Origin of the sequence: Mycobacterium sp. URHD0025, assembly GCF_000426065.1 — a bacterium.
In the GTDB taxonomy this organism is placed as follows: Bacteria; Actinomycetota; Actinomycetes; order Mycobacteriales; family Mycobacteriaceae; genus Mycobacterium.
Window position 1 is genome coordinate 77,575 of record NZ_AUEQ01000008.1, and the last position, 24,662, is coordinate 102,236.

Genomic DNA, 24,662 nt, shown 5'->3' on the forward strand with positions numbered 1-24,662 from the left:
CCACGATGAGGAGCGTGCAGGGACGTGGACGGCCCCGGTCGACAAGCCCAACCCGGGAGGGGCGCAACACTCGCGCTGAAATATTGGACGCAGCAGCGGAATTGATTACTTTGCAAGGTTTCGGCGGCACCACGACCCGGCAGATCGCCGAAGCGGTCGGGGTGCGCCAGAACGTGCTGTACCACCACTTCGGTTCCAAGGAACAGATCCTGGGCAGTCTGCTGGAAGCGCTGGTGTGCCCTGCTCTCGAGGCCGCCGAGGCACTGGCGGGTGTCCAGGCGTACACCGCGGACGATGCCGCCGCGCGCCTCTACGCACTGGCCTTTCACGACGCGAATGTCCTGGCGACGTGGCGCTGGAATCTGGGCGTGCTATTCGCCCTGCCGGAAGCGAATTCTGCGGCCTTCCATCCCGCGCACCAAATGCGAGCGCAGCTCCGGGGGCACTACCGGGAGTTCACCGAGTCAGTGGCCACTCACACGGGGGTAGCAGCCGCGGCGGATCATCCGTTTCGACTCGTCGAGTCGATCGCAGCAATCCGCGCCGACGGACAACTGAGCGCCGACACCCCGCACGAGCTGGCACTGGGTTGTTTGCGCCTGGCAGGCCGAGTAGACAGACTCGCTGCCGTTGTTGGGCAGGCGAGAGCCCTGTGGGAATCCTTGGGCGCTCCGTCGGCCCCAGAACTGCGGTGAGCCCCTCGATATCGTGACTTGGAGATTGTTGCCGGTTTGCCGCAACCGCATGCCGTCGGACTCACGGCGTGGCTGCGCAGAAGTCCTCAAACGGAAAGGCAGCGGTTTTCGCAGCCGGTTGACCCGATGGCGTCGTAGGTGTGCCGCCCGTCCGGCATTCCGGTCGCTCCGGCACCGCACCGCGCTCATACTTCACGAATGCGTGCCCGCGTCGGCATCGCGGCGCCGACGGCTGCGATCGCACTCCTGGTGGGTTGTACGTCCGGGGCCGGCATGTCCGAGGTGAAGATCGTGCTCGACGGTGACATCCACACCCTGGCCGCGCAGGTCACCTGCACCAGGTTCCCTGACGGCAACCTGCTGATCTACGCCTCGCCATCGGCAACGGACCACAGACGAAGCGTTCGAGTGATGCTGACGACGGCACACCGCCTGGTCGTCACGGCAGCAGGCTTTCATATCCCGGAAGCCAACGGGTTCACCAAGGACTCTCGTGAGATGACGGCGATCAAGGTCGACGACGCGTACACGATCAGCGGACGGATGCCCGCCGACGATAGGGGGACCGGGTGGCGCCAGGTGAAGATCGAGGTCACCTGCCCCGGCTATCAGCGGCCGAAAGGCTCGTCCGACACGGTGCCTGCGCTCGGGAGCCCCTGACAGGCCGGATGGTCGGCAATCATCTGCATCCGGTGGGCTCACAGGCGATACTTCGTCTATATCGAAAGACCAGGGGGATCGGCAGTGAATTCGCGCGTCGGTACGACGTTCGGCAAGTACTCGATCACGCGCCTGCTCGGCAAGGGCGGGATGGGGGAGGTGTACGAGGCCTTCGATGCGGAGAAGAACCGGGTCGTGGCTTTGAAGATCCTCGCCGACGAGTACTCCAGAGACGTCACATTTCGCACCCGGTTCCAGCGGGAATCGCACGCGGCCGCCGTCTTGCAGGAACCCCATGTCATCCCGATTCACGACTGGGGCGAGATCGACGGCAGCCTCTACATCGACATGCGGCTGGTGCAGGGGACGACGCTGGCGGACCTGACTGCGGACGGCCCACTGCAGCCGGCGCGTGCGGTGGCCATCGTCATCCAGATCGCGGCGGCCCTGGACGCGGCACACGCCGCCGGGCTGATCCATCGCGACATCAAGCCGCAGAACATCATCGTCACCCCGGCCGATTTCGCCTACCTCGTCGACTTCGGCATCGCCGAGAGTCAGGGTGACACCCGGTTGACCACAGCAGGATCCCGCATCGGGACGCTGAATTACATGGCGCCCGAACGGTTCACCGGCCAGGTAGTGACACCGGCGGTCGATACGTACTCGCTGGCGTGCGTGTTGTACGAATCGTTGACGGGCCACCCGCCATTCATCAGTGACAGCCTGGAAACCGTGCTCGCCGCCCATGTCTCGGCGCCACCGCCGCGGCCCAGCATCACAAATCCGGCCGTGCCCACGACTTTCGACGATGTGGTGTCACGCGGCATGGCCAAGGATCCCGATGACCGCTACGGGACGACGGGCGGGCTGGGGCGCGCCGCGCAACGGGCGCTGCAGGCCGGGTCTGCGCCGGCGACCCTGCCGCACCAGGCGCCGACCCTTGCGGCGCCTTTTGCCGGCCCGGCCAGCTTCCCGATCCCGACGCAGTCCGCTGCGGAGCCCGCCCATTCAGAACCTCGCAGGCGGGGATGGGTACTGCCCACCGTCATCGCGGTGGCGGCCGCGCTGATCCTCGGCGGCATCGGGGTCGTGATCGGCATGCTCGCCAACAACGCCGGACAATCCGCGGACGCACCGCCGCCGTCGGCGTCGCAGAGAGATACGGCGCAGGCAGACGGCCCGGTGCCGCCACTGATCACCGGTCCCGATCAGAGCAGCCTGCACCAGTCGTGTGATGACGGTTTCGCGGCGACCACCGCCACCGGGTTCGCGAGCCGCGCCGGGCGCGGAACCCCCGAAACCTCATGCCTTTTCACCAACAGCGTGCTGACGTCGTACTGGGCCGAGTACGGCAACGCGAGCCCGCTGCCGCGCGCCGTCTCGGCACCGGGGGCGGTGGACTGCGGGACGGTGCCCGGCGCATTGTGCGACGGATCCAATTTCTTGATGCACTGCCGGCAGTCCCCAGGTGACAGCTGGATCACCTGCACGGGTGGCAAGAATGCCCGCGTCTATCTGTGGTGATCGGCGCAGCCCCTAGGCGCAGCCCTAGCAGTGCCCGGCCGGCACGGCGCCCAGCCGTTGGCTCAGCCAGTCGGTCATCGTGGTGAGCGCCGCGGTGCCGTCCTCGAACTTCCCCGAGAACGGCAGCGCCGCTATGGCGACGGCCACTGTACCGCCCGGGGTGGTCACCACACCGATCTGACGGACCAGGTAACCGCCTGTCGGTGACGGTCCCCAGCCGCCCTTGAACCGGCTGTCGACCACGGTGCCGATGCCCCAGCGCTGGTCTTGTTGGACGCGGCCCATGAGGTCGAACACGGGGTCATTCTCCTTGTCGCACACCGCGGCCGAGGTGAACCGCACCTGGTCGGTCAGCGACCAGTCGGTCTGCCCCGAGGCGCTGAACTCCGGGCGGACACGTTGTGATTGGACGACCGTCGGATCACCGGCCTGCCGCAGCACCGCTTCGACCTTGCGTGCGGCCTCTGCCGGCGTGCCCAGGCTGTCCCAGATCGATTCGGCCGCGGCATTGTCGGATTCAGTGATGGCCGCGGTCATGGCGTCGGTGATCTGCGGCGGCACCTCCGCGCGCAGCGCGGCGATGATCAACGGCACCTTGATGGTCGACCATGCCGGTCCGCTTTGCCACTGGCCCAACGACATTGGCTCGTGGCCGGGTCCGACGCCGCTGAGCGCGATTCCCGCAACGGCATGCAGCTGCGTTTCCAGCTGCGCGAACTCCGTGGCGAGCGACGCGGTGGGGGCAGAGCTGCGTGCGTTCGGGCGGCCCCCGATATGTGTCCCGATGATCACCCCCGCAGTGAGCGCGATCGCCGCGAAGACCGCGACCAGGACCCATAGCCGGCCGTTGCGAGCGGATTTCACGGCGCAGCGCTTTCAAGCTCGAAGGTGAACTCATGGCCGCAGATGCGGACACGGTCACCGTCGCCGAGGGTGGCGCTGGGGCGGATGCGTTCCTGCCGAACCTGCACACCGTTGGCCGACTGCAGGTCGGTGATCACGAAACTGCCTCCGGTGTCGATGATCACCGCGTGATGGCGGCTGATCTCGGCGTCGGCGAGCACGATGTCGTTGTCGGGCAACCTCCCGATGCGGGTGATGTTCGGCTGCAACGGATATCGGTGTCCTGCGCCGTCGCGCAATGCGGCGGCCGTCGAAACTCTCCCGCCGGCCGTGAGTCCGGCGCTCACGGTGCGCGCGGCGGTGGCCATGGCGGCCTGCCGGATGTCCAGCCGCTCCTGACGCAGGATGCGCGCATGCAGTGCGCTGAGCGTCGGCCCGGGATCGATGCCGAGGTCCTCGGCCAGTACTGACTTGACCCGCCGGTAGGCGTCCAGCGCGTCGGACTGCCGCTCCGCGACGTAGTAGGCGGTGATCAACTGGGCCCACACCGGTTCCCGGTACGGATGCCGGGCGACGAGCTCTTCGAGGTCGGCGATGACGGTCGAGGCCCGCCCGCAGGCGATCTCGGCCTCGGCGCGGCTGGTGTGTACCAGCACGTGGTCTTCGGCCAGGGCCGAGGCGAAGGTGTCGACGAATCTGAATCCGTGCAGATCGTCGAGGACGTCTCCGCGCCATTGCGCGAGCGCCGCCGACAGGTGCGTACCGGCCCGCTCGAAACGTCCCGCGGCAGCGGCGTTCAGGCCGGCGGCCTTCTCACTGATGAACCGGTCCAGATCGCAACTGCCGGGATCCACGTTGAGTCGATAACCGGGAGCCGCTTTGACCAGTGCTGAACGGGCTTCCCGTTCGGAGCCGCCGAGCAGGCGACGCAGGTTCGACACATGGGTGTGGATGGTGGCACGGGCCGCGGGCACCGGCTCACCGTCCCAGACCGCATCGATCAACGATTCGGTGCTGACCGCCCGATTGCGGTTGATGAGCAGGACCGCCAGCACCGCACGCTGTTTGGGCGTACCCAACGCCAGGGGGCTGTAGTCCAGGGTGACCTGCAGCGGACCCAACAGGCCGAACCCGAGACGAGGTTCACCCATCACAAGCCTTCCCGGTGTTCGGCGCGGTCCGCATCCCATTGTGACGCCGCGCGGCGCTACCGCAAGGATCCGTTGAGAATCCTGCAAGGTGTCGGCGTCATCGTTGCGACATGACCACGATTTCGCACCTACCCGCCCGGCACGACGGCGTCGCCGAACTGGAATCGCTGCTCGACGTGCTCGCCGGTGTCGCCGTCAGGGGAAAGGCCCCCGGGCCCGAACTGCTGGTGCGGGTGGCCCACGTGCGGGCCGGGCTGGCCGCTTTGGCGAGCGACCCGAACGATGGTGAGCCGTACTCCCGGACGATCCTGCGTATCGACGGCGAGGTCGAGATCATGCTGGCCCGGTGGCGGCTGGGGCAGCGCTGCGCACCGCACGACCACGGCGGTGCGGGCGGATTCGTGATCGTGCTGGAGGGCCGGTTCGAGGAGCGGCGGTTCGGTTGGGACGGTCCAGAGTTGGCCATCACCGGCAGATCCGAGCACCTGGCCGGTGCGGCAACACGCATCACCAGGGACGTCATTCACGATATGGCCGGCCTGGACGGCGGCTTGACGTTGCACTTCTACAGTCCACCGGCGACCAGCATGAGGGTGTTCGATCTGGAGCACTCCGAGATGTTGGAGTTGGTCGGCAACTACGGTGCCTGGATTCCTGCCGGGCAGCACCGGCGCGTTCCCTTCGCCCGAGTGTCACCTGAAGTGATTGCGGCGCCGGTCATCTGGGTGGCCCACACCACGTATTACCGGGGAGGATCCGAAGAGTTCGCGGTGGCCGCCGCGACGATGGCACGCGAACTGGCCGCCGCCCATCCCGATGCCGAGGTCATGGTGTCGGGCCTGCATCACAAGGCGGAGTTCGTCGCCGAGCTCACCCGATTGGCCCAGGCCGGCCGGATGGTCGACCAGCTGCACCTCATCAGCCATTCCGGAATGTACGGCCCCATGTTCGGATCGACCGCTTGGCCCGAGCAGTTCTCACCGCACGAATGGCGGTCCATGACAATCCCTTTCACCGCCAATGGCCAGGCCCACTTCCACGCCTGCCGCACCGCGCGCTGGTTCGCACCGTTCTTCGCGAATGTGTTCGGTGTACCCGCTTTCGGTAACCGCGACTACACCACGGTGTCGGCACGCCAGGACAGATTCCGCTGGGCGGGCCGCCGGCCGGTGTCCCGCACCGACCTGTACCTGATCGACGCGCCGGGCCGGAAGTCGCACGGGCCATTCGGCACCGTCCGCAAATACCTGGGTGCCGCAGCCCAGTCGCCGGTCCGCTGCATGCCCAACCCGGCAGGGTCCGCCGGCTCATATGACCCCGTCGCCGAACTGTACGACCGCGCATACGCCGACATCCGGGTGCGCGGCGCGGAATGGCGGTGGGTGTCCGAGCAGGCCGTCCGCGTCCGCGCCGACCTCGGACGCGGGCTGCGGGTACTCGAAATCGGGTGTGGCAGTGGTGCGTTGTTGCGTGCTTTGGACGATGACGGCCTACTCGACTTCGGCGTCGGCGTGGACATCTCCTCGGGGATGGTCACCCAAGCGCGCAAACGCGGCCGGCAACGTCCACGGCTGCGGTTCGCCACCGTCGACGGCCCGCAGATGCACCTGCCCGACGACCACGTCGATGTGGTCATCTGCTTTCTGTCGTTTCGGTACCTGGATTGGGATCCGGTGATGGCGGAGATCCGCCGGGTGCTGGCGCCCGGCGGAAGGCTGTGGGTGGTCGACATGGTGGAGCATCCGATACGGGTTCGCGAGCTCCCGGTACTCGCCCGATCGGCCCTCGAACACGTGCGCACCCGACGGGCCCGGCCGCGCTTTGCCGCCGATCTGAGGGCGCTGACTACTCATCCGGCATGGCTGGAGATGCTGCGACACAACCCGATCCGTGCCGAACACGAGTACCGCTGGTATTTCGCCAGCCGGTTTCCCGGCACCCGGCTTCGGCTGCTGACGGCGACCCTGTCACAGCGTCTGGTGGCGTTCGATTCCGGACCGCTGGCCAAGGGGTCCACGGCCCCGCTCACCTACCCATGACGCCGGCTCCCTGCCTCGGCGTCCTCGACTGGGGCATCGGCGGCATCGGGCTGGTACGCGAGTTGGACCGATGCGTGCCCGGACTGCCGGTTCTGTACTGGTCGGATGCCGGCACCACACCCTACGGCCGGATGCACAGTGCGGACCTGGCCGCCCGGCTCAGCGCGGTGATCGCCGAACTCGCGTTGAGAGGCGCCACCGAGGTGGTGCTGGCCTGCAATGCCGCGAGCACCGTCGGTCCACGGCTCACGCGGGCCCCGGTTCCGGTGGAGGGCATCATCGGCCACGGCCTGGCTTCCGTCTCCGATCAGATCCGCGGGCCCGTCGGCGTCGTCGGCGGGCGGCGCACCATTGCCAGTGGCTGCTACCGGCGCGGGTTGGCCCGGCCCGGTCGCGAGGTGCTGTCGCGGGTGGCGCAACCGTTGTCGGCGCACATCGAGGCCGGCAGCGTCGGCTCACCGGGATTCGTCGCGGATCTGCGCCGGATCTTGGCGCCGCTGCGGCGGGCACAGGCCCTGGTGCTGGCCTGCACCCACTATCCGGCCGTGAGCGACTGGTTCGCCGACGCGCTGCCGGATACCGCCCTGATCGATCCGGTCCAGCGGCTGGCCACCGCGCTCGCCGCACGCCATCCCGCCGCCCGGACCGGTCCGGTGGCGGAAAGGGCCTATCTGACCAGCGGTGATGCCGAGGGAATGCGGCGCGGTGCCGCGATCGCCTGGGGCGTGGAACTCAGCGCAAAACCGGCGGCCATTGCGGACCGACTCGGCACAAGATTCCATTGAGAATTTCGCAAGGCCGCCACCGCATGCTCAAGGCCATGAGCACATTCCGACGTCACCTCGTCCCGTTCGTCGCCGCAGCGGCGGCCGTCCTCACCCTCCCCGCGACCGCTTCCGCCTGCCCGGCGTCCACCAAGTTCGTCACCCCGTCGGGCAACATCTGGTGTCTGGTCGCCAGTAATTCCGACAGCACCAACGGCGTGGTGTGCGAGATCCGCGAGCACAGCTATACCGCGCCGCCCAAGCCGGCTGACTGCCACCTGGACTGGGGCGACCGCATCAGCCTGAAGCCAGGGGGCACGCCCGTGGTGCACTGCCACGGCGACACGATTTTCGACTCCGGAATGCCTACGCTGCCGTACGGTCAGACGCGTTGGGCCGGCCCGATCAAATGCGAGGCGCAACCCTCAGGAGTCATCTGCACCGACACCGGCACGGGGCATTTCTTCCGGATATCGCGCGAATCTCTCGACCTCGGCCAGCGCTGAACCCGCTCGGGGCCTGATCGTTTCGCCATCTCGTCCAATTTCGCCCGACAGACCACCGATGACCGCTAGCGTGACAAAGGTCGAGTTCGATGTAACGGGGGGCGAATAATGACGCGGGTAGCGGCGTGGGTTGGTGCCGGGATGTTCACGGCTGGATTGTCGGCGGCGGTGCTCGCCGGGGCAGGGACGGCTCACGCCGACAACGACGGCGGATCGAAGCAGGACGCGAAGCCGTCGGCCACCCACAACGAGTCCGCCCAGAAACCCCAGCATCGGAAAACGCGTGCGGTCAAACAGCGGCCCAAATCCGAGGTCTCAGACGCGCAGGCCGCCGAAACGAAACCCGCGACCACCTCGCGGGCAGCCAAGTCCGACGAGGCACCGCGGCCCCTCCGCCAATTGGCCGATTCAGTCACTGCCAAGGCGCGCAGCGACTTTCGGGACACGGCCCGCGAGATTCGTCACGCGGCCGACGACGCCAGCGCTGCCGCCAAAGGCGCCGTGGCAGAAGCGACCCCGATCGGCGACGAGCCGACGAGCGATGTGGAGATCCGCGTCCGGCCGCCGATCGGCATCCGGTCGGCCATCGCCGCCCAACGTGAACGCATGCATCTGCCGGCGGGGAGTGCGGCGACGGCGATCGAACAGCGCGACATCCAGGTCGGTACAACGCTGCGCGACGCGCTGAAACCGACTGGCCCGGACCAAGCCGACGCCCGGGTCGTCAGCCTCGCCGCGGCAACACCGACTCACGAGGATCCGCTCGAGGTCATCCATGACGTGATCCGCAGCCTCGGGACATTGGTGCTCAACCCCGAGCCGCAGAACTACCCCAAGCCGGTATCGGTGATCGGTGACGTCGTGTTCGACACCCTGGCCACGCTGGAGCGGGCCGTCGGCGGCGATCCGGTGGTGCCGCCGGCGTTGCGGGACTCCGTCGAGGTCAGCACCTCCACACTGGTCATCTCCGAAGGTCATGAAGTCGAATCCAACTGGTATTTCCCGACTTCTGACAATGGCGAGCCACCCACGCGGCTGATCTATCTGCAGCACGGCTTCCTGGCGAACGGTCCGCTGTACAGCTATACCGCGTCGTATCTGGCCCAATCGACCAACAGCGTCGTCGTCACCACCACGTTCACGTCGAACCCGTTCGAGGCCGACGGCATGTGGCTCGGGGGCGACAACCTCCACGAGGCCGTTGCCCAATTGTTTCTCGATCCGGACCGCACGGCGCTGAACGCCAGCATGGACACCGCGGAGCTGAAGGCCGGTCGCGTCGAGAATCTCGATGTACCAACGCAGTTCGTCCTCGTCGGGCACTCGCTGGGCGGCGGGTTCGCGCCTGGGGTCGCCGGATACTACGCCGAAGGACTGAGCCGCCGGCGCGAACAGGGGCTGGACGCACCCAATGAGCTTGCCGGCGTGGTGATTTACGATGCGGTGCCGATGGGCGCGATCATCCCCGATGCCATGGATCGGCTGGACGAGCTGGAAACGAACGGCACCGTTGACAGCAGCGACGACGATCCGAACGACTACATCCCGATCTACGAGATCGGCGCCCCACTGAATTTCCTCAATGTGTTCAGCGACGTCAACGACCAGCTGTCCGAAGCGCGGCCAGGGCAATTCACCGGCGTCGTTCTCGAAGACGGCGTGCACATGGACCCGATGCAGGGCGGCAACCCGCTGATCCAGGTCGCCGCCTACGCCATCGCCGGGTTCCCGCAACCGCAGAATCCGCTGGCCGTGCGCGAGCTGTCCGCGGGGTGGATCAACGACATGTTCGAGGAGAACATCGATCCCGCCACCGGGGCCTGTAAGACCGGCGTCGACTGTGCCGGCCAGTACGGCGACGGCGACGACTCGTTCACGATCACCACGGACAGAGGCGACGCCGTGGCGGTGCTGATCGGCACGCAAAAGGCCAAGGACCTCACATCATTGCGGGCAATCAGCGCGACCGACTTCATCTCCGCGATCCCGGCTGGAGTGCTCAACGGTCTGCAGACCACGTGTGAGTTGGTCACCGGAGGCGGATGCTCGGTGTAGCCGGTGCTACTCACCACAGATTGTGTGCATAGCGGAGCCGTCGCGGGCGGCGACGTCAGCTGGGTTGAGCCAGCCGATTCCTTCGAAGTAGTAGGTGTCCGGAGGATGTAGTGCGGACTCGGCGATCGGGACGGCGAGTTGGGTGCTCTTGCTCCACACGAGGTTGGGGTCGTGGACGCGCACTTGCGCGGTGCTGAAGAGCCGTAGCAGCACTGATTCGGCTGTGCGCCAGTCGAAGTCGTGGGGAAGTGGACGGCTGACGGTGAACTCGGGATCGGGCCGGTCGAGGGAGATGTGCTCGATGCCGAGATCGCCCTTTTTCTGCAGGACGGTCTCGGTTTGTCCTGGTTGGAAGGTGACGACCACTCTGTCGTCCGCGGGGCAGGGGGCGCCCGTCCAGAATTGGAGGGCGCCGTCGGTGACGCGGACCCCGATGACCGACTCCTGGGACTCGCGCTTCGCGGGGTCGGGTGTGCAGACGGTCAGAAATTCCTTGCCGTCTTTGGCTGCGACCTCGGTTGGGTTGAGCCAGCCGAATTGTGGGAAGTAGTAGGTGTCTTCGGGGTGCTCGGCCGAGTGTTCGCTGATCTCGGTGGCGATCGGGGGGAAGTTCACCCCACCGATCCCGCGGGCGACTGGTGGGCCAACGACATCGAAACTAAATAGCTTCGCGGTGCGCCAGTCGAATCCGTGGGGCAGGGAGTGTTTGATGCTGAAGCCGGGATACGGACCACCAAGATTCAAGTACTCGAACTCGACTCCGGGTGTCAGGCCCTCCTCAACGCTGGGGGTGAAGATCTGCAACTGAATGTCGCTGCCGCCCGATGAGCTGAAGCCGACGTTGACATATTTGGTTCCTTCACAAGGGGTTCCGGTCCAGATCCGTAACTGCCCATCGGTGACACGTAAGCCGAACTGCGACGACGGCAGCGAGGTCGCGAACTGATCCCCATGGAAGGCCCAGCATGCGCTGAGTGGCAGAGCGACAACCATTATCGTCAGGACACAGAACAGGCGGCGCATCAGTGGTACCCGCCGTCGCTGCCGCCGGCATTGGACTCGAAAGGGTTGGGGTCAGCGTCGGTGGGCCAGAAGTACTGCCGCAAGAAATTGGCGCGACCTTCGTGGGCCCACTGTTGAGAGTGACGCTCCTCGTGGTGCAGGATGCGATCAATATCGTTGCCCTGGCGAAGCGTTCCGTCGTCTGCTTGCCACGTCGACGTTCCCGACTGGATGAGGTTGCGCAATTCTTGGGCCGGTCCGTGAGGCGGATGGTCCATGTTGACCGCGAATATGTCGCCTACGCAGGTGCCGGCCTGCTGGCTGACCGTCTGCTGAATCGGTCCACCCCCCACACCCATCAGCATGCCGTTCGGTGTGGCGGCAAACCGACCAGTCGCATGCTCGAGTAGATCGTAGCTCCAGCTGTTCGCTGCCTGACGGTCCTTGATTCGTTGTACCTCGGCAGCTGAATAGGGTGTCTCCGCGAAGTCATTATTGATGTTGCCTCGCGACGACCCATAACCCGTCCCAGCGTTGAAGATGTAAGTCATCAAGGCTGCCTGACGGGCCTGCTCTGCGTTGACTTTCTCAGGCAGCATGAAGTAATCCGTGTCGTCCCTGGGATGGTTTTCGACCTCGATGCGCATCGCCTCGATCTTGAACCACTGTGTGGGATTCATATACAGATACAACTTCAACATGCGACCTAGTGAGACTGAGCCGCCGTCGGCGACGTCCCATCGGCCCTCGGCCTCGTTGACTGCGGTATCCAGTTTTGCCTTGTAGCCAACGAGCTTGGGGCCGTGCTTACTCAGTGCAGCCTTCAACGTTGCGAAGGTCTGGCTGTAGGCCTGCTGATACCCGATGAGCTCGCCGTACTGTTTGCCGGCGGCGTCCGAGGCCGTACCGATCCAGTCCTCGCGCAGCGTGCTCATCTGTTCGCGGCCTTGGGCGATCTGGCTGTTGACCCGCTGCGCTGAAGTCTCCGCATCAGTAGCCGCAGTGCTCAGGACATCGGGCTTTGAGTTGCGAATCTTCGACACCGTGTACGCCACGCAGCCCCCAATCTGCCGACTCCATTCTCACCCGGGTCAGCGACGCTGGGCTGCACCAATCTCGATGAAGTCCACGCGGTGAACGTCCCGAGGGCAGGGCCGGACGTAGTGTTCAGACATGACTGATGCACTGCCCAGGACGGCTCTGGAACTGCGGTCGCTGGTGACAGAGGACGGCATGCTCGAGTTGTCGCTGCACGAGGTTGCGGTGGCCACCCCGGCACGAGACGAGGTCGTGGTCCGGGTCGAAGCCTCGCCGATCAACCCGTCGGACCTGGGTCTGCTGATTCCGAGCGCGGCAGACATGTCGGCGGCGACCGTCGCGGGCACCCCGGACCGGCCCGTCGTCACGGCGCCGCTGAAAGAAGGGGCCCTGGCCGGTCTGGCGGCACGCGTCGGCATCTCGCTTCCGGTGGGCAATGAAGGCGCGGGCACCGTGGTGGCGGCGGGGGAGTCGGCGCAGGCGCAAGCACTGCTCGGCAAGACCGTGGGAATCGCCGGTGGCGCGATGTACTCCCAATACCGAGTGGTCAAAGCCGAGGCATGTCTGGTCCTGCCCGAGGGCGCGACGGCGAAGGACGGCGCATCGTCATTCGTCAACCCGCTCACGTCGCTGGGCATGCTGGAAACCATGCGCCGCGAAGGGCATTCGGCCCTGGTGCACACCGCCGCGGCGTCGAATCTCGGTCAGATGCTGGTCAAGGCCTGCCTGGCCGACGGGGTGCCGTTGGTCAACATCGTCCGCAAGGCGGAGCAGGAAGAGATCCTGCGCGGCCTCGGTGCGGTCCATGTCTGCAATTCGTCGTCGCCGTCGTACGAGGCGGATCTCGTCGAAGCACTCAAGGCGACGTCGGCGACCCTGGCGTTCGACGCCACCGGCGGCGGCACGTTGGCGAGCCAGATCCTCAACGGCATGGAGCGGGCCGCCAACGCGACCGCCGCGCAGTACTCCCGCTACGGTTCGAGCGTTCACAAGCAGGTGTACATCTACGGCAGCCTCGACACGGGCCCGACCGTTCTCACCCGAAACTTCGGGATGGCCTGGGGTGTCGGGGGTTGGCTGCTCACACCGTTTCTCGCCGGTGCCGGGCCGGAGACCATCGCCCGGCTGCGCGCCCGTGTCGCCGCCGAACTCACCACGACCTTCGCAAGCAGCTACACCCAAGAGGTCTCGCTGGCCGGCATGCTCAAGCCCGACGCGTTCAACGGCTACCTACAGAAGGCCACCGGTGAGAAGTACCTGGTGACGCCCCAGGCGGGCTAAGAGCCCACATGTACGGACACAGTCTCACCGGTCGGTGATGTCCGCGTACTCCGGATGCTTGTCGATGTACTCGGCCACCATCCAACACGTCGGCACTATCCGCAGACCGGCGGCGCGGGTGGAGCGCAAGGCTTCGGCGATCAGGATGGTCGCCAGGCCGCGGCCGCGGTACTGCGGCTGAACCTCGGTGTGCGGAAAGATGCGGCGGCCGTCGCGGTCGTGGAAGTCGGCGATCCCCACTGTGGTGCCGTCGACGTCGATGGTGAACCGGTCAGGGTATTCGGTGACAGTGGTCGCCGCACCGGTGCGATCGAGTCGGGTCTCGGAACTCATATGCCTCCATTCGCCGTTACCCCACGATAATCGCGCGTCTACCCGCCATTTGCCGGCACCGTTGCTCATGGCACATTGATTCGCAACGCAGTCGGCGTGACGCCATTCCATGCGAATTCGCGCCATTGCGACTGAGTCATAAAAGGGCAGGTAGGCACGGGTATGCGCGTGCGATGGCAGATGTGCTGAACGGCCCATAGGTCAGCATGCGGGACCCGCGTCCCTGATTTGGGCATTCCGTCCCACGATTTCCGTATGTTGCTGACGAGCAGTTGTTCCGGTGTTACGTTCGGAAAATGAACCCAAAGCTGATGAAACGCACAGGTGCGCTCGCCGCAGCTCTCGCCATCACCGGGGCGGCGGCCGTCGCGTGCTCGCAGGAAGCGAAAGACAACACCAAAGACGCCTTGTCCAGTGCCACGAGTGCTGCGTCGTCGGCAGTCGATGCCGGCACGAGCAAGGCCAAAGAGGGGGCCAGCTCCGCTTCGAGCGCGGTCTCGTCGGCTGTCGAAGGCGCACCCAGCACGGTGAATGCGCCCGGCGTCGGCGAGGTGGTACTCGACGCTCCCATCGCAAAGGCGTACTCCGACGCCGGCGGTGAAGCCAAGTTGGGCCTTCCGACCGCGCAACCGGAAAAGGTCGGCGATGGCACGGTGCAGGCTTTCGCCAACGGCACCATCTACTCCTCGCCGTCGACCGGCGCACATGTCGTGCAGGGCGAGATCTTGCGGGTCTACACCGCAAACGGCGGCCCAGCGGGCCAGCTGGGCTTCCCCACCAAGGACGAGGATGAGACGGCCGGCGGCCCGGACACGGCCAACGGTGGCTGGATCAGCGAATTCCAGCACGGCACCATCACCTGGCTGAACAAGGGTGACGGCACCTTCGCCGAGACCATCACGCCGAAGTAGCGGACGGCGGCGCGCCTACCAGACGCGTACGTAGTCCACGAGCATGTCGGCCGGGTAGGTACCGGCACTGGGATCTTCTCCACCCGAGCCCGCGACAGCGAGGTTCAACACCACGAACATGGTGTAGCCGGGCTGGCTGAACGGCCAGTCCGGCAGCTGGCTCGCCGCGACCTCGAAGTAGGGCTTCGCACCTTCGGTGTAGTCCTGCCAGAAGCGGGCGCCGTTGGCGTCCCATTGGGTGCGCCAGGTGTGCCAGCCGGTGTCGACGGCGATGTTGTGGGTCTCCCATTCGCCGCCGTTCGACTTGGCGTGCACGGTGGTGGCCGACGGCCATTTGCCGTTGCCGTACCACTCCACGATGTCGAGTTCGCCCTCGCCGAGCGTGCCCAGCCAGAAGGCCGGCCAGGCACCGGGGGTCAGGCAGTTGAACTTGATCCGGGCTTCCCAGGTGTGCCCGGCACCGCCCTCCCATACGCTCGCCAGCTTGGCGCCGTAGTAGGCGTCGCCTTCCTTCGTGGCGCGGATGACGAGATTCCCTTTGCCGTCGAGGAAGGCGTTCTTGCGGTCGTCCCGGTACTGGCCGATGCGGCCGGGCTGCTCCCAGTAGGTGGGGTCCTTGATGGTCTCGCGGGCCTTCGCGATGGTCCACTTCGACCCGTTCGGGGCCGAGCCCGCGGGCCCGTCGAATTCGTCGGCGAATACATAGCTTGCCGCCGCCTGCGGTGCCGAGGGCGCCGGAACGGGCGGGGTCTGGGGCTTGGTCGGGAGGGCCTGCGCTTGCGGTGCGGGTAGTGCCGCCGCCATCACGCCCAGACCTGACAACATCATCATTTTGCGGCGATCCAAGTTGGCCATAGCCGACCACGATAGCCGGGCGGCGTGCGCCGGAGGGGATCGAACTGTTTTGCCGGCGGCCTGTTGGGTTGACAGTGTTTCCATAAGAAACGCTTCACGCCTGCTCAGGCAGTGCGGGCACAGTGGTGGCATGACCACGCCGATCGAATCGACGCGCCGGGGCACCCACTCCGTGTCCGGCATGCACCCGCGCAGCGCGCTGATCGCCGGGCTGGTACTCGCCGGAGGATTCGCCGCGATCCTGCTCGCTGTTGCCACCGATGGTCAATGGGCGACGGTGCTGGCCTCACTCGCCGGCTTCGCCACCGCGATCACGGTGATCGCCGCCGCGGTGATCAGCTGGGAGCGCGTCGTCGTCGATGCCCGTAGCGAAGGGTTGGTCGAGTTCGAGGTGGAAACCCGCTAACTGCGGTTGCGGGCCGACGCGTCGGCCGTGAATCGTTGCCGAGGCCTGCGATAGTCATCGATTGTGGGTAGTCGAGACAAGCACTACTGGCGGCGGTCCTTCTGGGCGCTCGTGGGTGTGGCTGTCCTGGGTTTCGGATCGGCGGTGTTGCGCGTCGCGCAGGTCGGGGTGGATCCCTACACCGCGGCCAACATCGGCATCAGCGACACCATCGGTCTGGACCTCGGCACGTACCAGCTCATCAGCAACGCCGTGCTGCTGATCCCCGTCTTCTTCTTCGGCCGCATGTACATCGGGATCGGCTCGGTCATCAACATGGTGATGACCGGCTACTTCATCCAATGGTTCTCGGCCTTGCTGAGCCCGCTGGTTCCCGCGGACCCCGGACGTGTGCTGCAGACCGCGATGTTTCTGGTCGGGATCACGTTGTTCGCCGCCGGAGCGTCGATGTACATGACGGCCGCGCTCGGCAACGCCCCGTACGACGCGATCGCCCCGATCATCGTCGATCACACCCACCTGCCGTACCGGGTGGTGCGCGTGGCCCAGGACCTCGCGTTCGTGGCGCTGGCCCTGGCGTTCCACGGACAGGTCGGCATCGGCACCGTGATGACCGCGTTCTTCGCCGGTCCGCTCATCGACTTCTTCACCGAGAAGGTCAACAAGCCTCTGATGAAGAAGGACCTCGCGGCGCTCGACGCGTTTCAGCAACGCGTCAAGACCACCCGTTGGCATTTCTGACAACCTGTCCTACCAAAGCTGAGGTCCGACGCATCTGGCCTACGATGCGCAAGTGGGAGCAGGATCCTGGCCGACACACATTCCGGTGGCGACGGTCGGACGGCCGGCCACCGCGCGGGCCGGTGTTCCCCGCCCGGGAATCACCCGGGTGTTGCGGGATCGCAGCGGTCTGGTGGTGGTCGCGGCGCCCGCGGGATACGGCAAGACCACCGCCGTCGTGCAGTGGGACGACGCCGACGAACGCCCGTTCGCATGGGCGCGGCTGGACAACCTCGACAACGACCCCGCCCATCTGCTGTTGCATCTCGCCACGGCGCTGAACCAGATCAGCCCTATCGATCCGACAGTGCTGCACTACCTGCAGGGGGCGGGCCGCGCTGAGACCCAACTGGTTTCGGCATTCATCCAGGCGCTTGAGAGCTGTGGGCCTGTCGTCCTGGTGCTCGACGATGTTCACGAGTTGTCGGCAACCGCAGCCGTCGGCGCCTTGCGTGCGGTGGTGGACCTGGCGCCGACCTCGACGACGCTGGCGCTGGTCGGCCGACAGACGCCGGCGCTCGATCTGGCGCGACGCCGACTGCAAGGCTATGTCGTCGAGCTCGGCATTCCGGAGCTGAAGCTGTCCGAATCCGAAGGCGCAGAGGCATTCGCGGCCCTCGGCGCCGGTACTGACGACGCCACGATCGCGCGCGTTCTCGACAAGTGTGAAGGGTGGGCCGCCGGGGTGGTCATGGCGGCATTGGCGCTCCGCGATGGCGCACCCGCTGAGGCCGTGACCGGTCGGCACCGGCTGGTGGCCGAGTATCTGGTGGAGGAGGTGCTCAGTCAGCTTGAGCCCGATATCGCCACGTTTCTGACCGAATCAGCGGTCTTGGACCGCTTTTGCGCCGACGAGCTCGACGCGCTGCTGGAACGTACCGATTCCGCTGCGATGCTGGACACGATCACCCACTCGGGCAACATGTTCCTGGTTTCTCTTGATACGCAAGGCGTCTGGTACCGCTACCACCAGCTGTTCGGTGATCTGCTGCGCGCCCGATTGCGCGACCGCGATCCGGACCGGTTCCGGGAGCTGGCCGCGAAGGCGGCGGATCGGCTGGCCCAAGCCGGCGATGTGGACGGCGCATTGATCCAGGCGCTGGCCGCCGACGACCGTGCCCAGGCGGCCGCGCTGGTGGGCGTGGACGCCGTTCGGTTGGGTTTCGACGGCCGAGTCGGCGTGCTGGCCCGGCGGCTCAGCCTGATCGATGAGCAGACCTTCACCGACTATCCCGACGCGGCGATCGCGCGGGCCTGGCTGGGTGTCATGACCGGTGACGCCGAGTTGATCCAGCGGTCGTTGCTGACGGCGAGCTCGGCGGACTCCGGTGAACCGCTCGCCGACGGCACGCCCTCGGTCGAGCTGGCTGCGGCGCTGATCGGCTCACTGCTCGGTGTCGGGGGCGTGGGGGAGGTCATCCGTCATGCCGAAACGGTCTGCGGCGCAGGAGATCACCTGGTGAATCCGTGGTGGGGCGCGGCCACCACGATGAAGGGTGCCGCGCTGTCCATGCTCGGCGAACCCGGGCAGGCGCGGGCCACCCTGGAATCCGCGCTACCGGTGATCGAGGACCTGCCTGGATTCCAGGCCGCCGCGTTGGCACATCTCGCCGCACTGGACCTCGATGACGGTGATCTGCCGGCCGCCGTCGAGCACGCCGCGGCCGCACGCTCGATCGTCGACTCACGTGACTTGTCCGACATGGTCCCGATGGTGGTGGTCTACGCGGTGGACGCGCTGGTGCGGGCCCGGCGCGGCGACGTGGCCGGAGTCCGCTCGGCCGTCGGCGCGACCGAGCGACTCCTTGACCGGCTGGGCGATCTGTCCGCCCGCACCGCCCTGATGGCCCACGTGCTGGTCGCCGGTGCCGCCATCGAGATCGACGACACCGAAATGTGCGACCGTCACCTGGTCGAGGCGGAACGTGCGCATCGGCGTGAAGTCGAGGCTGCCGGCATCGGGCAGTGGCTGGAACGCATCCGAGACGTGTCGAAAGCCCGTGCGGCCCGCGGCGCCCGGTCGTCGTTGACGACGGCGGAGCTGCGGCTGTTGCCGTACCTGGCCACCCATCTGTCGCTGCAGCGCATCGCCGATGAGCTGATCCTGGGCCGGGAAACCGTGAAAAGCCAGGCCACATCGATCTACCGCAAGCTCGCCGTCTCCTCGCGCGCCGCTGCGGTGGCCGAGGCCGACCGGCTCGGGCTGCTCAGCGAGACCGCGCGAGCCGCCGCGCGAACGGCAAGAGCATCAGGAACTCGACGATCAATACCACGGTGATCATCACGACCACCTTCGGATCGTCGAAGTTCTGGCCGGCGACCACGAATGCTGCTGCGGCGTTGCGCTGAGCGGTCCCCAGCGCCAGCACCTCCCGTGTCCCGGGACCGCCCATGAGCCAACCGATCCCGGCGCAGATCAAGGTGTAGACGACGGCCGCCAGGATGCCGAACGTGCCGAAAACCGACAGCACGCTGTTGAAATGGGCAGCGATCGTGAACACGATCACGAGAATCATGCTGACGGTGGACACCTTCGCGATCACGGGCTGAATGCGGGTGGCCACGCCGGGACCGCGGGCCCGCAGCAGCAGGCCCGCGGCCAGCGGGATGAGCATCAGCACCACGAGAGACACGGCGATCTGGACGGGGTTGACCGCGGTGCCCGAGACGAAGATCGGCAGGATCAGCGGCACGTATCCCACAGTGACCACCATCAACAGCACCATCAGGCCCACCGCGAAGGCCATGTCGGCCTTCGCGAACTCGGCGAGCTTGATCAGGAACGGTGCGCCGGCCGCGAGCCCGCACAGCAGCAGCCCGATCCCGAGCGGATCGTCGAGGTCGAACACCTGCCACAGTCCGAACGCGGCCAGCGGCGCCAGCACGAAGTTGGCGGCGAGAGACAGTGCCACCCCCCGAATATTCTTGAGCGGGGCCATAATCTGGCCGACGGTCAACCCCAGACCGACGGCCAGAGTGCTCGACACGACGAAGAAGACGACGGCGATATTCGAACCCCGCAAGAGCAGATCGTTCATGCCGGTTCCCGTCAAGACATCGTTACGAGATTGCGCCAGAAGGACTTCAGGCTGTCGCTGGCGCCGAACAGCGTCGTGAAGTGGGTGGAGTCGACCAGCACGATGTCCCCGGCGCGGTCACCGGACGGCGGCATGTGGACCAGAGCGTTGAACTCGGTGTTGCCTGCCAGGGTGAACGGATGCGGCCGGGTCTGGTCGATCAACTGCCGGCCCAGCACTCTGAGGTCCGGCCCCTCGGGCGCGGTCAGCTCATAGTGCGGCAGGTGCGGATGCAAGGCCAGCGTGGTGACGTCGCGCAACAGGCCGGCGGAATCCAGATCGCGGAAGCCGGTAAGCGGCACAATCTGTTTGGTTCCCTCGACCGTGGCCGGACGCAGCCCCCAGGTGTTGTGCACCGGGATGTTCAGCCCGGTCAGAAGCGACCGGGCGTAGCCACTGAAGCGCTGGATCCGCGGTGTCAGCGGATCACCGTGGTGCAGGTATTCCATCTGCTGCTGTTCCTTGTCGTCGGTGAACCCGACGTCATGGTGCGGTGCCAGCATCAGGCAGGTGCCCTCGCGCTTCAACCACTGCTGGATCGCGGCGATCTCCTCATCGGTGGCGGCCTCGTCGCCGAGCAGGTGGTCCAGGCCGAAGATCATCAGGGTGTCGGTGTCGTTCAGGATGCGTTCATCGATCGGCAGCCGATACCCGGCCTGATCTACCCGCTGGAATACCGCCACCGGATGCCCGGTGGCCTCGCCGGCGACATCCTGAAATGACAAGGAGGAGCGGTGGAACAGCTCCAGCGTTCCGTCGATGCCCTGCAGGAAGTCGCGCGGGTCGTACTCGGGTCCTGCGTAGGCGGGCCAGGTCGCCAGACGAACTTCCGTCATGGTGGAGTACCGGTTGTAGAGCAGTGAGGGATCGCGCTGGACCTCCCACGGGTAGCTCCACGACCAGTAGATGCTGACCCGTCGGTTGCCGTTGTGCGGGCGAGCGATGTGGGCTTGGTTGTAGGTGCGGGCATAGGGGAGGGGTGTGGTCATGGTGTCACCTTGTTTCTCGGCTCAGAGGTTTGTGAGGTACCGCAGCGCGCTCATACCGGGCAGGAAGAAGTACGCCCCGCCGCGCAGCGTGGTGAATGCGGGTAACCCCTTGTGTACCTTGCGGATCGGTCGCTTCGGAATCGTGAACTCCAGCGTGCCGTCCTGGGTGCCGCAGATGGGATCGTGTTCGTTGTCGAGATCTTTGAACGCTGTGTCGTTGATCCAGACGTTTTGGGCGAACTCGAACTGACGTACCAGGCTGGCGCAGATCAGGAACATCCCCACACCGCGTTCGATCCCGTCGTCGGCGGCGCCTTCGGGCAGTGCCGGCCCGTAGGTGCCGCTGCGCCGGATCAGCCTGCGCCGATTGGGATTCGGTTCGGTGTCACGCGGGTTGAGGCGGCGGGCGTGAGAGCCGAGCGGGCACGCATACCCGTGGGGATCCAGTTCGCCGTAGTCGAAATCGTTGTTACGCATCGGATCCGCACCCAGTTCTGGATCGTCGTGCTCGGGTGCCAGCACCAACGGCGCACCGCTGCGCCAGCGGCCCATGAATTTCGCGGCCAGCAGTTCCTCGCCCTCGGCGCCCTCGGCATTCTGTCTCAGGTAGTCGCGAAAGACCCCGACATGTTCCTCCAGCCGACGGTACGCCATATAGCTACCGTTGCGCGAAAGGGCCTCGGGTGTAGGCTGATTCGACACCAGGCCCTCTTCGTCCGGATAGCCGAGGAGAAACTCTCCCGGCGCCAGCGCCCCGCCGGAGCCGGGTATCAGTACCTCTCCGGAGCCCTCCATCTGCGGCTGAGACACCGGATCGCGATACCCGAAGTGATCGTGGTCGTACTCGAACGGTGCGGTGGCCGCCAGATCCAGATGCGACAGTGACCGCACGCCGGGGCAGCGAGCCAGCAGTGCATCGTGTTCGCCGACGCACCGCACGCGTTCGTCCTCGTCCCGGGCGAACAGGATGACGATGGCGTGCAGATCGTCATCCGCGAGCCCGCCCACCCAGTGTTCGGGCGCGGCCGCACCGGTGTCTCCGAGGATGTCGGCCCGCGACGCCATGCCCTCCCGAAACTCGTCCGGGAACGAGGCGAGTGACCCGTCGTCCAGACCCAGTGCGCGCAATCCGTTCCAGGTAAAGGCCAGGTTGACCCAGCGCCTGAAGACATTGACCGTCTCGCGGACATCGGTGGCCGACTGCACCAGGGGAACCATCTCGGCCAGCCAGGCGCGCCCCGCTTCGGGGGTATCGAAGGACAGGAACTCGTAGCGACCGGTCAAGTGGGGCGTCCCGGTCAGCATGATGTGCTGGATGTCGTCGAATTCGAGGACTGTCATTGCATCTGATCCAGCATGTCGGAGAACGCGGCTTTGAGCCGCAGGGCCTTCTTGACCTCCTCGGACGTGACGTACGGGTACTCGCCATACTCCAGGAAGCTGGGCACCTGGTGGTCCCGAACGAACATGATGAACGCCTCCGGATTGGTCTTCCAGTCCTCCGGGAAGCCCTCCAGGTGGGTGAACGCCGTGGTGATGCCCGTCGAACTGAACAGTTTGACCGCGTCCTCGGTGTACTTGTCGAAGTCGGTGTCGAAGATGCCCTGGTACTGGAAGTGCACACCGGAGCCGACGTCGAACAGCTGCCAGCGCAGATAGTGGAGCTTGAGCGGCGCGAGCACGTCGGGCTGCGCGGCGACGGCCGCCTCGAGCTGCTTGCCGTAGTCCCGGATGGCCTGCTCGTGGCCGTCGATCACTTTGGCGATGATGTTGAATCCGTAGCAGGCGGGGGTGCGGGGAAAAACCGGGCCGTACCGTCCCCGCGTCAGCTCGAAATAGCCCTCTTTGGGAAGGGCAAGGGCTGCCGGCTGGGACCAATCGTTGTTTCCGTTGTGCGCCATGGCATTGACGATATGGACGCGGCGACCTCACGTCGTCCCCTGAATCGGGGGAAACCGCGCCTCAGAGTCCCGCCGGGCACTGCCGGGTTACGCGAGTCGCTCCACTTCGACGAAGACGATCGGGTGGCTGTCGCCGCGATTCTCGACGGTGTGCTCGGACCCCGCGGGGCGTGAATAGCTTTGACCGGCAACGAGTTCGGAGACGATCTCGATGCCATCGGCAGTGACGACATGCATGGTGTCGGTGACCAGTGGGACTACCACGTACTCGTAATCGTGCCGGTGCATCGGTATCGCACCACCGGGGTCGATCGTCCACCGAGTCACACGGAAGCAGTCATTTTCGAGCTGGATCTCACCGTGGGATCCGGTCGCCATGTTCGACATCGTTTACCTCTCCGGCCGCCAGGCGGGCTCAGTCGATGACCGCGGCGGCCTTGTGCACGGTGATCGGCGCGGCCAACTGCTGCTCATCGCAGATCCGCTGCAGTTTCTCCAAAGTTTCGGCCAGGCCGGCCCCGGTCCGCCGCCCCGGGGTGAATGTCGCGGGCAGATGTTGCATGCCCTGGATGACGCCGATGGTCTCGTAGTGCACTGCGCCGGCCGGATCGCACCGATAATCCGGCATGCGGTCGAGCACCCCGGTGAGCATGGACTTGAACACCGTCCGCGCGACATTCGACCCGATGCAGCGATGCACGCCGAGCCCAAAGCTGAAGTGCCGGTTACCGGATCGATCCATCACGATTTCGTTGGGATTCTCGAACACCTGTGGGTCGCGGTTGGCCATCGCCCAGGACAACCACAGTCGCTCGCCCTCCCGGAGCGGCACGCCATCCACTTCGATGTCCTCGGCGATGGTGCGGCCGTCCCCGGGCGCGGGGGTGAAGAACCGCAGGAACTCCTCGGTCGCCGAGTCGAGCAGGGTCGCCCGGTCCCGGCTCAACCGCTCGCGCTCATCCGGGTGCTGCGAAAGCCACTCGAGCGAGTGCGCGGTCAACGCTGTGGTGGTGTCGAAACCGCCGCCGACCAAGAGCATCAGCATGCCCAGGATCTCCGAATCAGGTGCCGGCCGGCCATCGACGCGCATCTGGGCCATGGCGTCGATCAACCCCGGCCGCGGGTTCTGCCGGATCACCGCGACGTGCTCCATCATGTGCACCGCCGAAGCCACCGACAGGTCGAAGACGCGTTTGGCGTCGGGGGAGTCGGCGCGCGTGTACACCGATGCGTGGGCGGGTTCGCAGTAGATCTCCCACTCGGCCAGCGGGACACCCAGCAGACCCAGCGTCAACACCGCGGGGACGATGTTCGCCAGATCGTCGACGAAATCGATACTGCCGTCTTCGATCTTCTCGTCCAGACAGGCCCTGACGAGCTCGTCGACCACCGGCTTCCACCGCGCAACCGCGGCCGGCGACAGGTAACCGTTGAGCGGTGTCCGGTAGGCCCGGTGTTCGGGATCGTCCATCTCCAACATCCCGCCGCGGAACTGTGTGCTGACCTCGCCGCGCGGAATGTTGATGCCCCGGTAGCCTTTTCGCTCGCCGACGATGTCGTTGTCGTTCGAGATGTGCGGGCACCGGGCGAGTTCGAAGACTTCGTTGCTGCCGGCGGCCACCCAGTGCCCGCCGTAGGTGTCGGTCCAGGCGAGCGGGCAGGTACCCAGCATCTCCGAGGTGATCGGTTCGAACTGGTCGCGATACTGCGGGGTGTGTCGGTCGAAGTAGTAGCTGCGCTCGGCACGTCGAGCATCCACCATGGCACTGTCAGACATCTGCGCCCCCAACGTCGTTGTCGGTCTGCAGGTCTGAGGATAGGAACTATGCGCGGCGGTGTGGGCCGTTCT

24 protein-coding genes are annotated in these 24,662 nt (G+C 66.1%); 12 read left to right on the forward strand and 12 right to left on the reverse strand.

Going from position 1 to position 24,662, the window contains the following annotated elements; all coding sequences use genetic code 11:
- The first annotated feature begins 5 nt into the window (after nt 1-5).
- The 3 genes from H977_RS0110635 (at nt 6) to H977_RS0110645 (ending at nt 2,882) form a co-directional block, all read left to right on the forward strand.
- Nucleotides 6-695: a TetR/AcrR family transcriptional regulator gene (locus H977_RS0110635; RefSeq protein ID WP_029107846.1), complete on the forward strand. Its 690-nt coding sequence runs from the start codon at nt 6-8 to the stop codon at nt 693-695.
- A gap of 198 nt (nt 696-893) precedes the next feature.
- Nucleotides 894-1,355: a lipoprotein LpqH gene (locus H977_RS0110640; RefSeq protein ID WP_029107847.1), complete on the forward strand. Its 462-nt coding sequence runs from the start codon at nt 894-896 to the stop codon at nt 1,353-1,355.
- 84 nt (nt 1,356-1,439) lie between these two features.
- Entirely contained in the window at nt 1,440-2,882 is a 1,443-nt protein-coding gene (locus H977_RS0110645; RefSeq protein WP_029107848.1) for a serine/threonine-protein kinase, read from the forward strand.
- Nucleotides 2,883-2,906: 24 nt separating this feature from the next.
- On the opposite strand, the gene H977_RS0110650 is transcribed toward H977_RS0110645, so the two are convergent.
- Both H977_RS0110650 and H977_RS0110655 read right to left on the reverse strand, forming a co-directional pair.
- Nucleotides 2,907-3,746, reverse strand: coding sequence for a serine hydrolase (locus tag H977_RS0110650; RefSeq protein ID WP_029107849.1), 840 nt, complete (start codon nt 3,744-3,746; stop codon nt 2,907-2,909).
- A complete protein-coding gene (locus H977_RS0110655; RefSeq protein WP_029107850.1) occupies nt 3,743-4,876 on the reverse strand; it encodes an AfsR/SARP family transcriptional regulator in 1,134 nt (377 codons plus the stop codon). The genes H977_RS0110650 and H977_RS0110655 overlap by 4 nt, the downstream gene beginning before the upstream one ends.
- A 110-nt stretch (nt 4,877-4,986) precedes the next feature.
- On the opposite strand from H977_RS0110655, the gene H977_RS34400 reads away from it, so the two are divergent.
- From H977_RS34400 to H977_RS34405, 4 genes are all read left to right on the forward strand, one after another.
- A complete protein-coding gene (locus H977_RS34400; protein WP_051288784.1) occupies nt 4,987-6,915 on the forward strand; it encodes a methyltransferase domain-containing protein in 1,929 nt (642 codons plus the stop codon).
- The gene (locus H977_RS0110665) at nt 6,912-7,700 is read left to right on the forward strand and encodes a glutamate racemase (protein ID WP_029107851.1); all 789 of its coding nucleotides are present in this window, start codon (nt 6,912-6,914) and stop codon (nt 7,698-7,700) included. The genes H977_RS34400 and H977_RS0110665 overlap by 4 nt, the downstream gene beginning before the upstream one ends.
- Nucleotides 7,701-7,735: 35 nt before the next feature.
- A complete protein-coding gene (locus H977_RS0110670; RefSeq protein ID WP_029107852.1) occupies nt 7,736-8,185 on the forward strand; it encodes a DUF6636 domain-containing protein in 450 nt (149 codons plus the stop codon).
- A 141-nt stretch (nt 8,186-8,326) separates the two neighbouring features.
- Entirely contained in the window at nt 8,327-10,240 is a 1,914-nt protein-coding gene (locus H977_RS34405; protein WP_155946600.1) for a hypothetical protein, read from the forward strand.
- Nucleotides 10,241-10,246: 6 nt separating this feature from the next.
- Here the strand turns inward: H977_RS34405 and H977_RS32920 are convergent, their stop codons facing one another.
- The gene (locus tag H977_RS32920; protein WP_051288787.1) at nt 10,247-11,233 is read right to left on the reverse strand and encodes a hypothetical protein; all 987 of its coding nucleotides are present in this window, start codon (nt 11,231-11,233) and stop codon (nt 10,247-10,249) included.
- Nucleotides 11,234-11,262: 29 nt separating this feature from the next.
- Nucleotides 11,263-12,297 (reverse strand): WXG100 family type VII secretion target, encoded by a 1,035-nt coding sequence (locus tag H977_RS35230; protein ID WP_051288788.1) that lies wholly within the window; start codon nt 12,295-12,297, stop codon nt 11,263-11,265.
- A 118-nt stretch (nt 12,298-12,415) separates the two neighbouring features.
- On the opposite strand from H977_RS35230, the gene H977_RS0110690 reads away from it, so the two are divergent.
- Entirely contained in the window at nt 12,416-13,561 is a 1,146-nt protein-coding gene (locus H977_RS0110690) for a zinc-binding dehydrogenase (RefSeq protein WP_029107853.1), read from the forward strand.
- Between the two features lie 24 nt (nt 13,562-13,585).
- Here H977_RS0110690 and H977_RS0110695 read toward each other — a convergent pair whose 3' ends face one another.
- The gene (locus H977_RS0110695) at nt 13,586-13,894 is read right to left on the reverse strand and encodes a GNAT family N-acetyltransferase (RefSeq protein ID WP_029107854.1); all 309 of its coding nucleotides are present in this window, start codon (nt 13,892-13,894) and stop codon (nt 13,586-13,588) included.
- 296 nt (nt 13,895-14,190) lie between these two features.
- Between H977_RS0110695 and H977_RS0110700 the strand changes: the two genes are divergently transcribed.
- The gene (locus tag H977_RS0110700) at nt 14,191-14,805 is read left to right on the forward strand and encodes an LGFP repeat-containing protein (protein WP_029107855.1); all 615 of its coding nucleotides are present in this window, start codon (nt 14,191-14,193) and stop codon (nt 14,803-14,805) included.
- 15 nt (nt 14,806-14,820) lie between these two features.
- On the opposite strand, the gene H977_RS0110705 is transcribed toward H977_RS0110700, so the two are convergent.
- On the reverse strand, nt 14,821-15,660 hold the full coding sequence (locus H977_RS0110705; RefSeq protein WP_029107856.1) for a glycoside hydrolase family 16 protein: 840 nt from the start codon (nt 15,658-15,660) through the stop codon (nt 14,821-14,823).
- A 130-nt stretch (nt 15,661-15,790) separates the two neighbouring features.
- Here H977_RS0110705 and H977_RS0110710 point away from each other — a divergent pair, with 130 nt between their 5' ends.
- From H977_RS0110710 to H977_RS32935, 3 genes are all read left to right on the forward strand, one after another.
- A complete protein-coding gene (locus tag H977_RS0110710) occupies nt 15,791-16,066 on the forward strand; it encodes a hypothetical protein (protein WP_231395932.1) in 276 nt (91 codons plus the stop codon).
- 63 nt (nt 16,067-16,129) lie between these two features.
- A complete protein-coding gene (locus H977_RS32930) occupies nt 16,130-16,807 on the forward strand; it encodes a YczE/YyaS/YitT family protein (RefSeq protein ID WP_051288789.1) in 678 nt (225 codons plus the stop codon).
- Between the two features lie 52 nt (nt 16,808-16,859).
- Nucleotides 16,860-19,124, forward strand: coding sequence for a winged helix-turn-helix domain-containing protein (locus H977_RS32935; RefSeq protein ID WP_081681690.1), 2,265 nt, complete (start codon nt 16,860-16,862; stop codon nt 19,122-19,124).
- Here the strand turns inward: H977_RS32935 and H977_RS0110725 are convergent.
- From H977_RS0110725 to H977_RS0110750, 6 genes are all read right to left on the reverse strand, one after another.
- Entirely contained in the window at nt 19,054-19,884 is an 831-nt protein-coding gene (locus H977_RS0110725) for a bile acid:sodium symporter family protein (RefSeq protein WP_029107858.1), read from the reverse strand. The two genes, H977_RS32935 and H977_RS0110725, sit on opposite strands and share 71 nt — an antisense overlap.
- A gap of 11 nt (nt 19,885-19,895) precedes the next feature.
- Nucleotides 19,896-20,912 (reverse strand): hypothetical protein, encoded by a 1,017-nt coding sequence (locus tag H977_RS0110730; protein ID WP_029107859.1) that lies wholly within the window; start codon nt 20,910-20,912, stop codon nt 19,896-19,898.
- Nucleotides 20,913-20,933: 21 nt separating this feature from the next.
- A complete protein-coding gene (locus H977_RS0110735) occupies nt 20,934-22,253 on the reverse strand; it encodes a Dyp-type peroxidase (protein ID WP_029107860.1) in 1,320 nt (439 codons plus the stop codon).
- A complete protein-coding gene (locus tag H977_RS0110740) occupies nt 22,250-22,813 on the reverse strand; it encodes a hypothetical protein (RefSeq protein ID WP_029107861.1) in 564 nt (187 codons plus the stop codon). Before H977_RS0110740 ends, H977_RS0110735 begins: the two co-directional genes overlap by 4 nt.
- 87 nt (nt 22,814-22,900) lie before the next feature.
- Nucleotides 22,901-23,191: a cupin domain-containing protein gene (locus tag H977_RS0110745; RefSeq protein ID WP_029107862.1), complete on the reverse strand. Its 291-nt coding sequence runs from the start codon at nt 23,189-23,191 to the stop codon at nt 22,901-22,903.
- A gap of 37 nt (nt 23,192-23,228) precedes the next feature.
- Nucleotides 23,229-24,590, reverse strand: coding sequence for a cytochrome P450 (locus H977_RS0110750; protein ID WP_029107863.1), 1,362 nt, complete (start codon nt 24,588-24,590; stop codon nt 23,229-23,231).
- Nucleotides 24,591-24,662 lie beyond the last annotated feature (72 nt).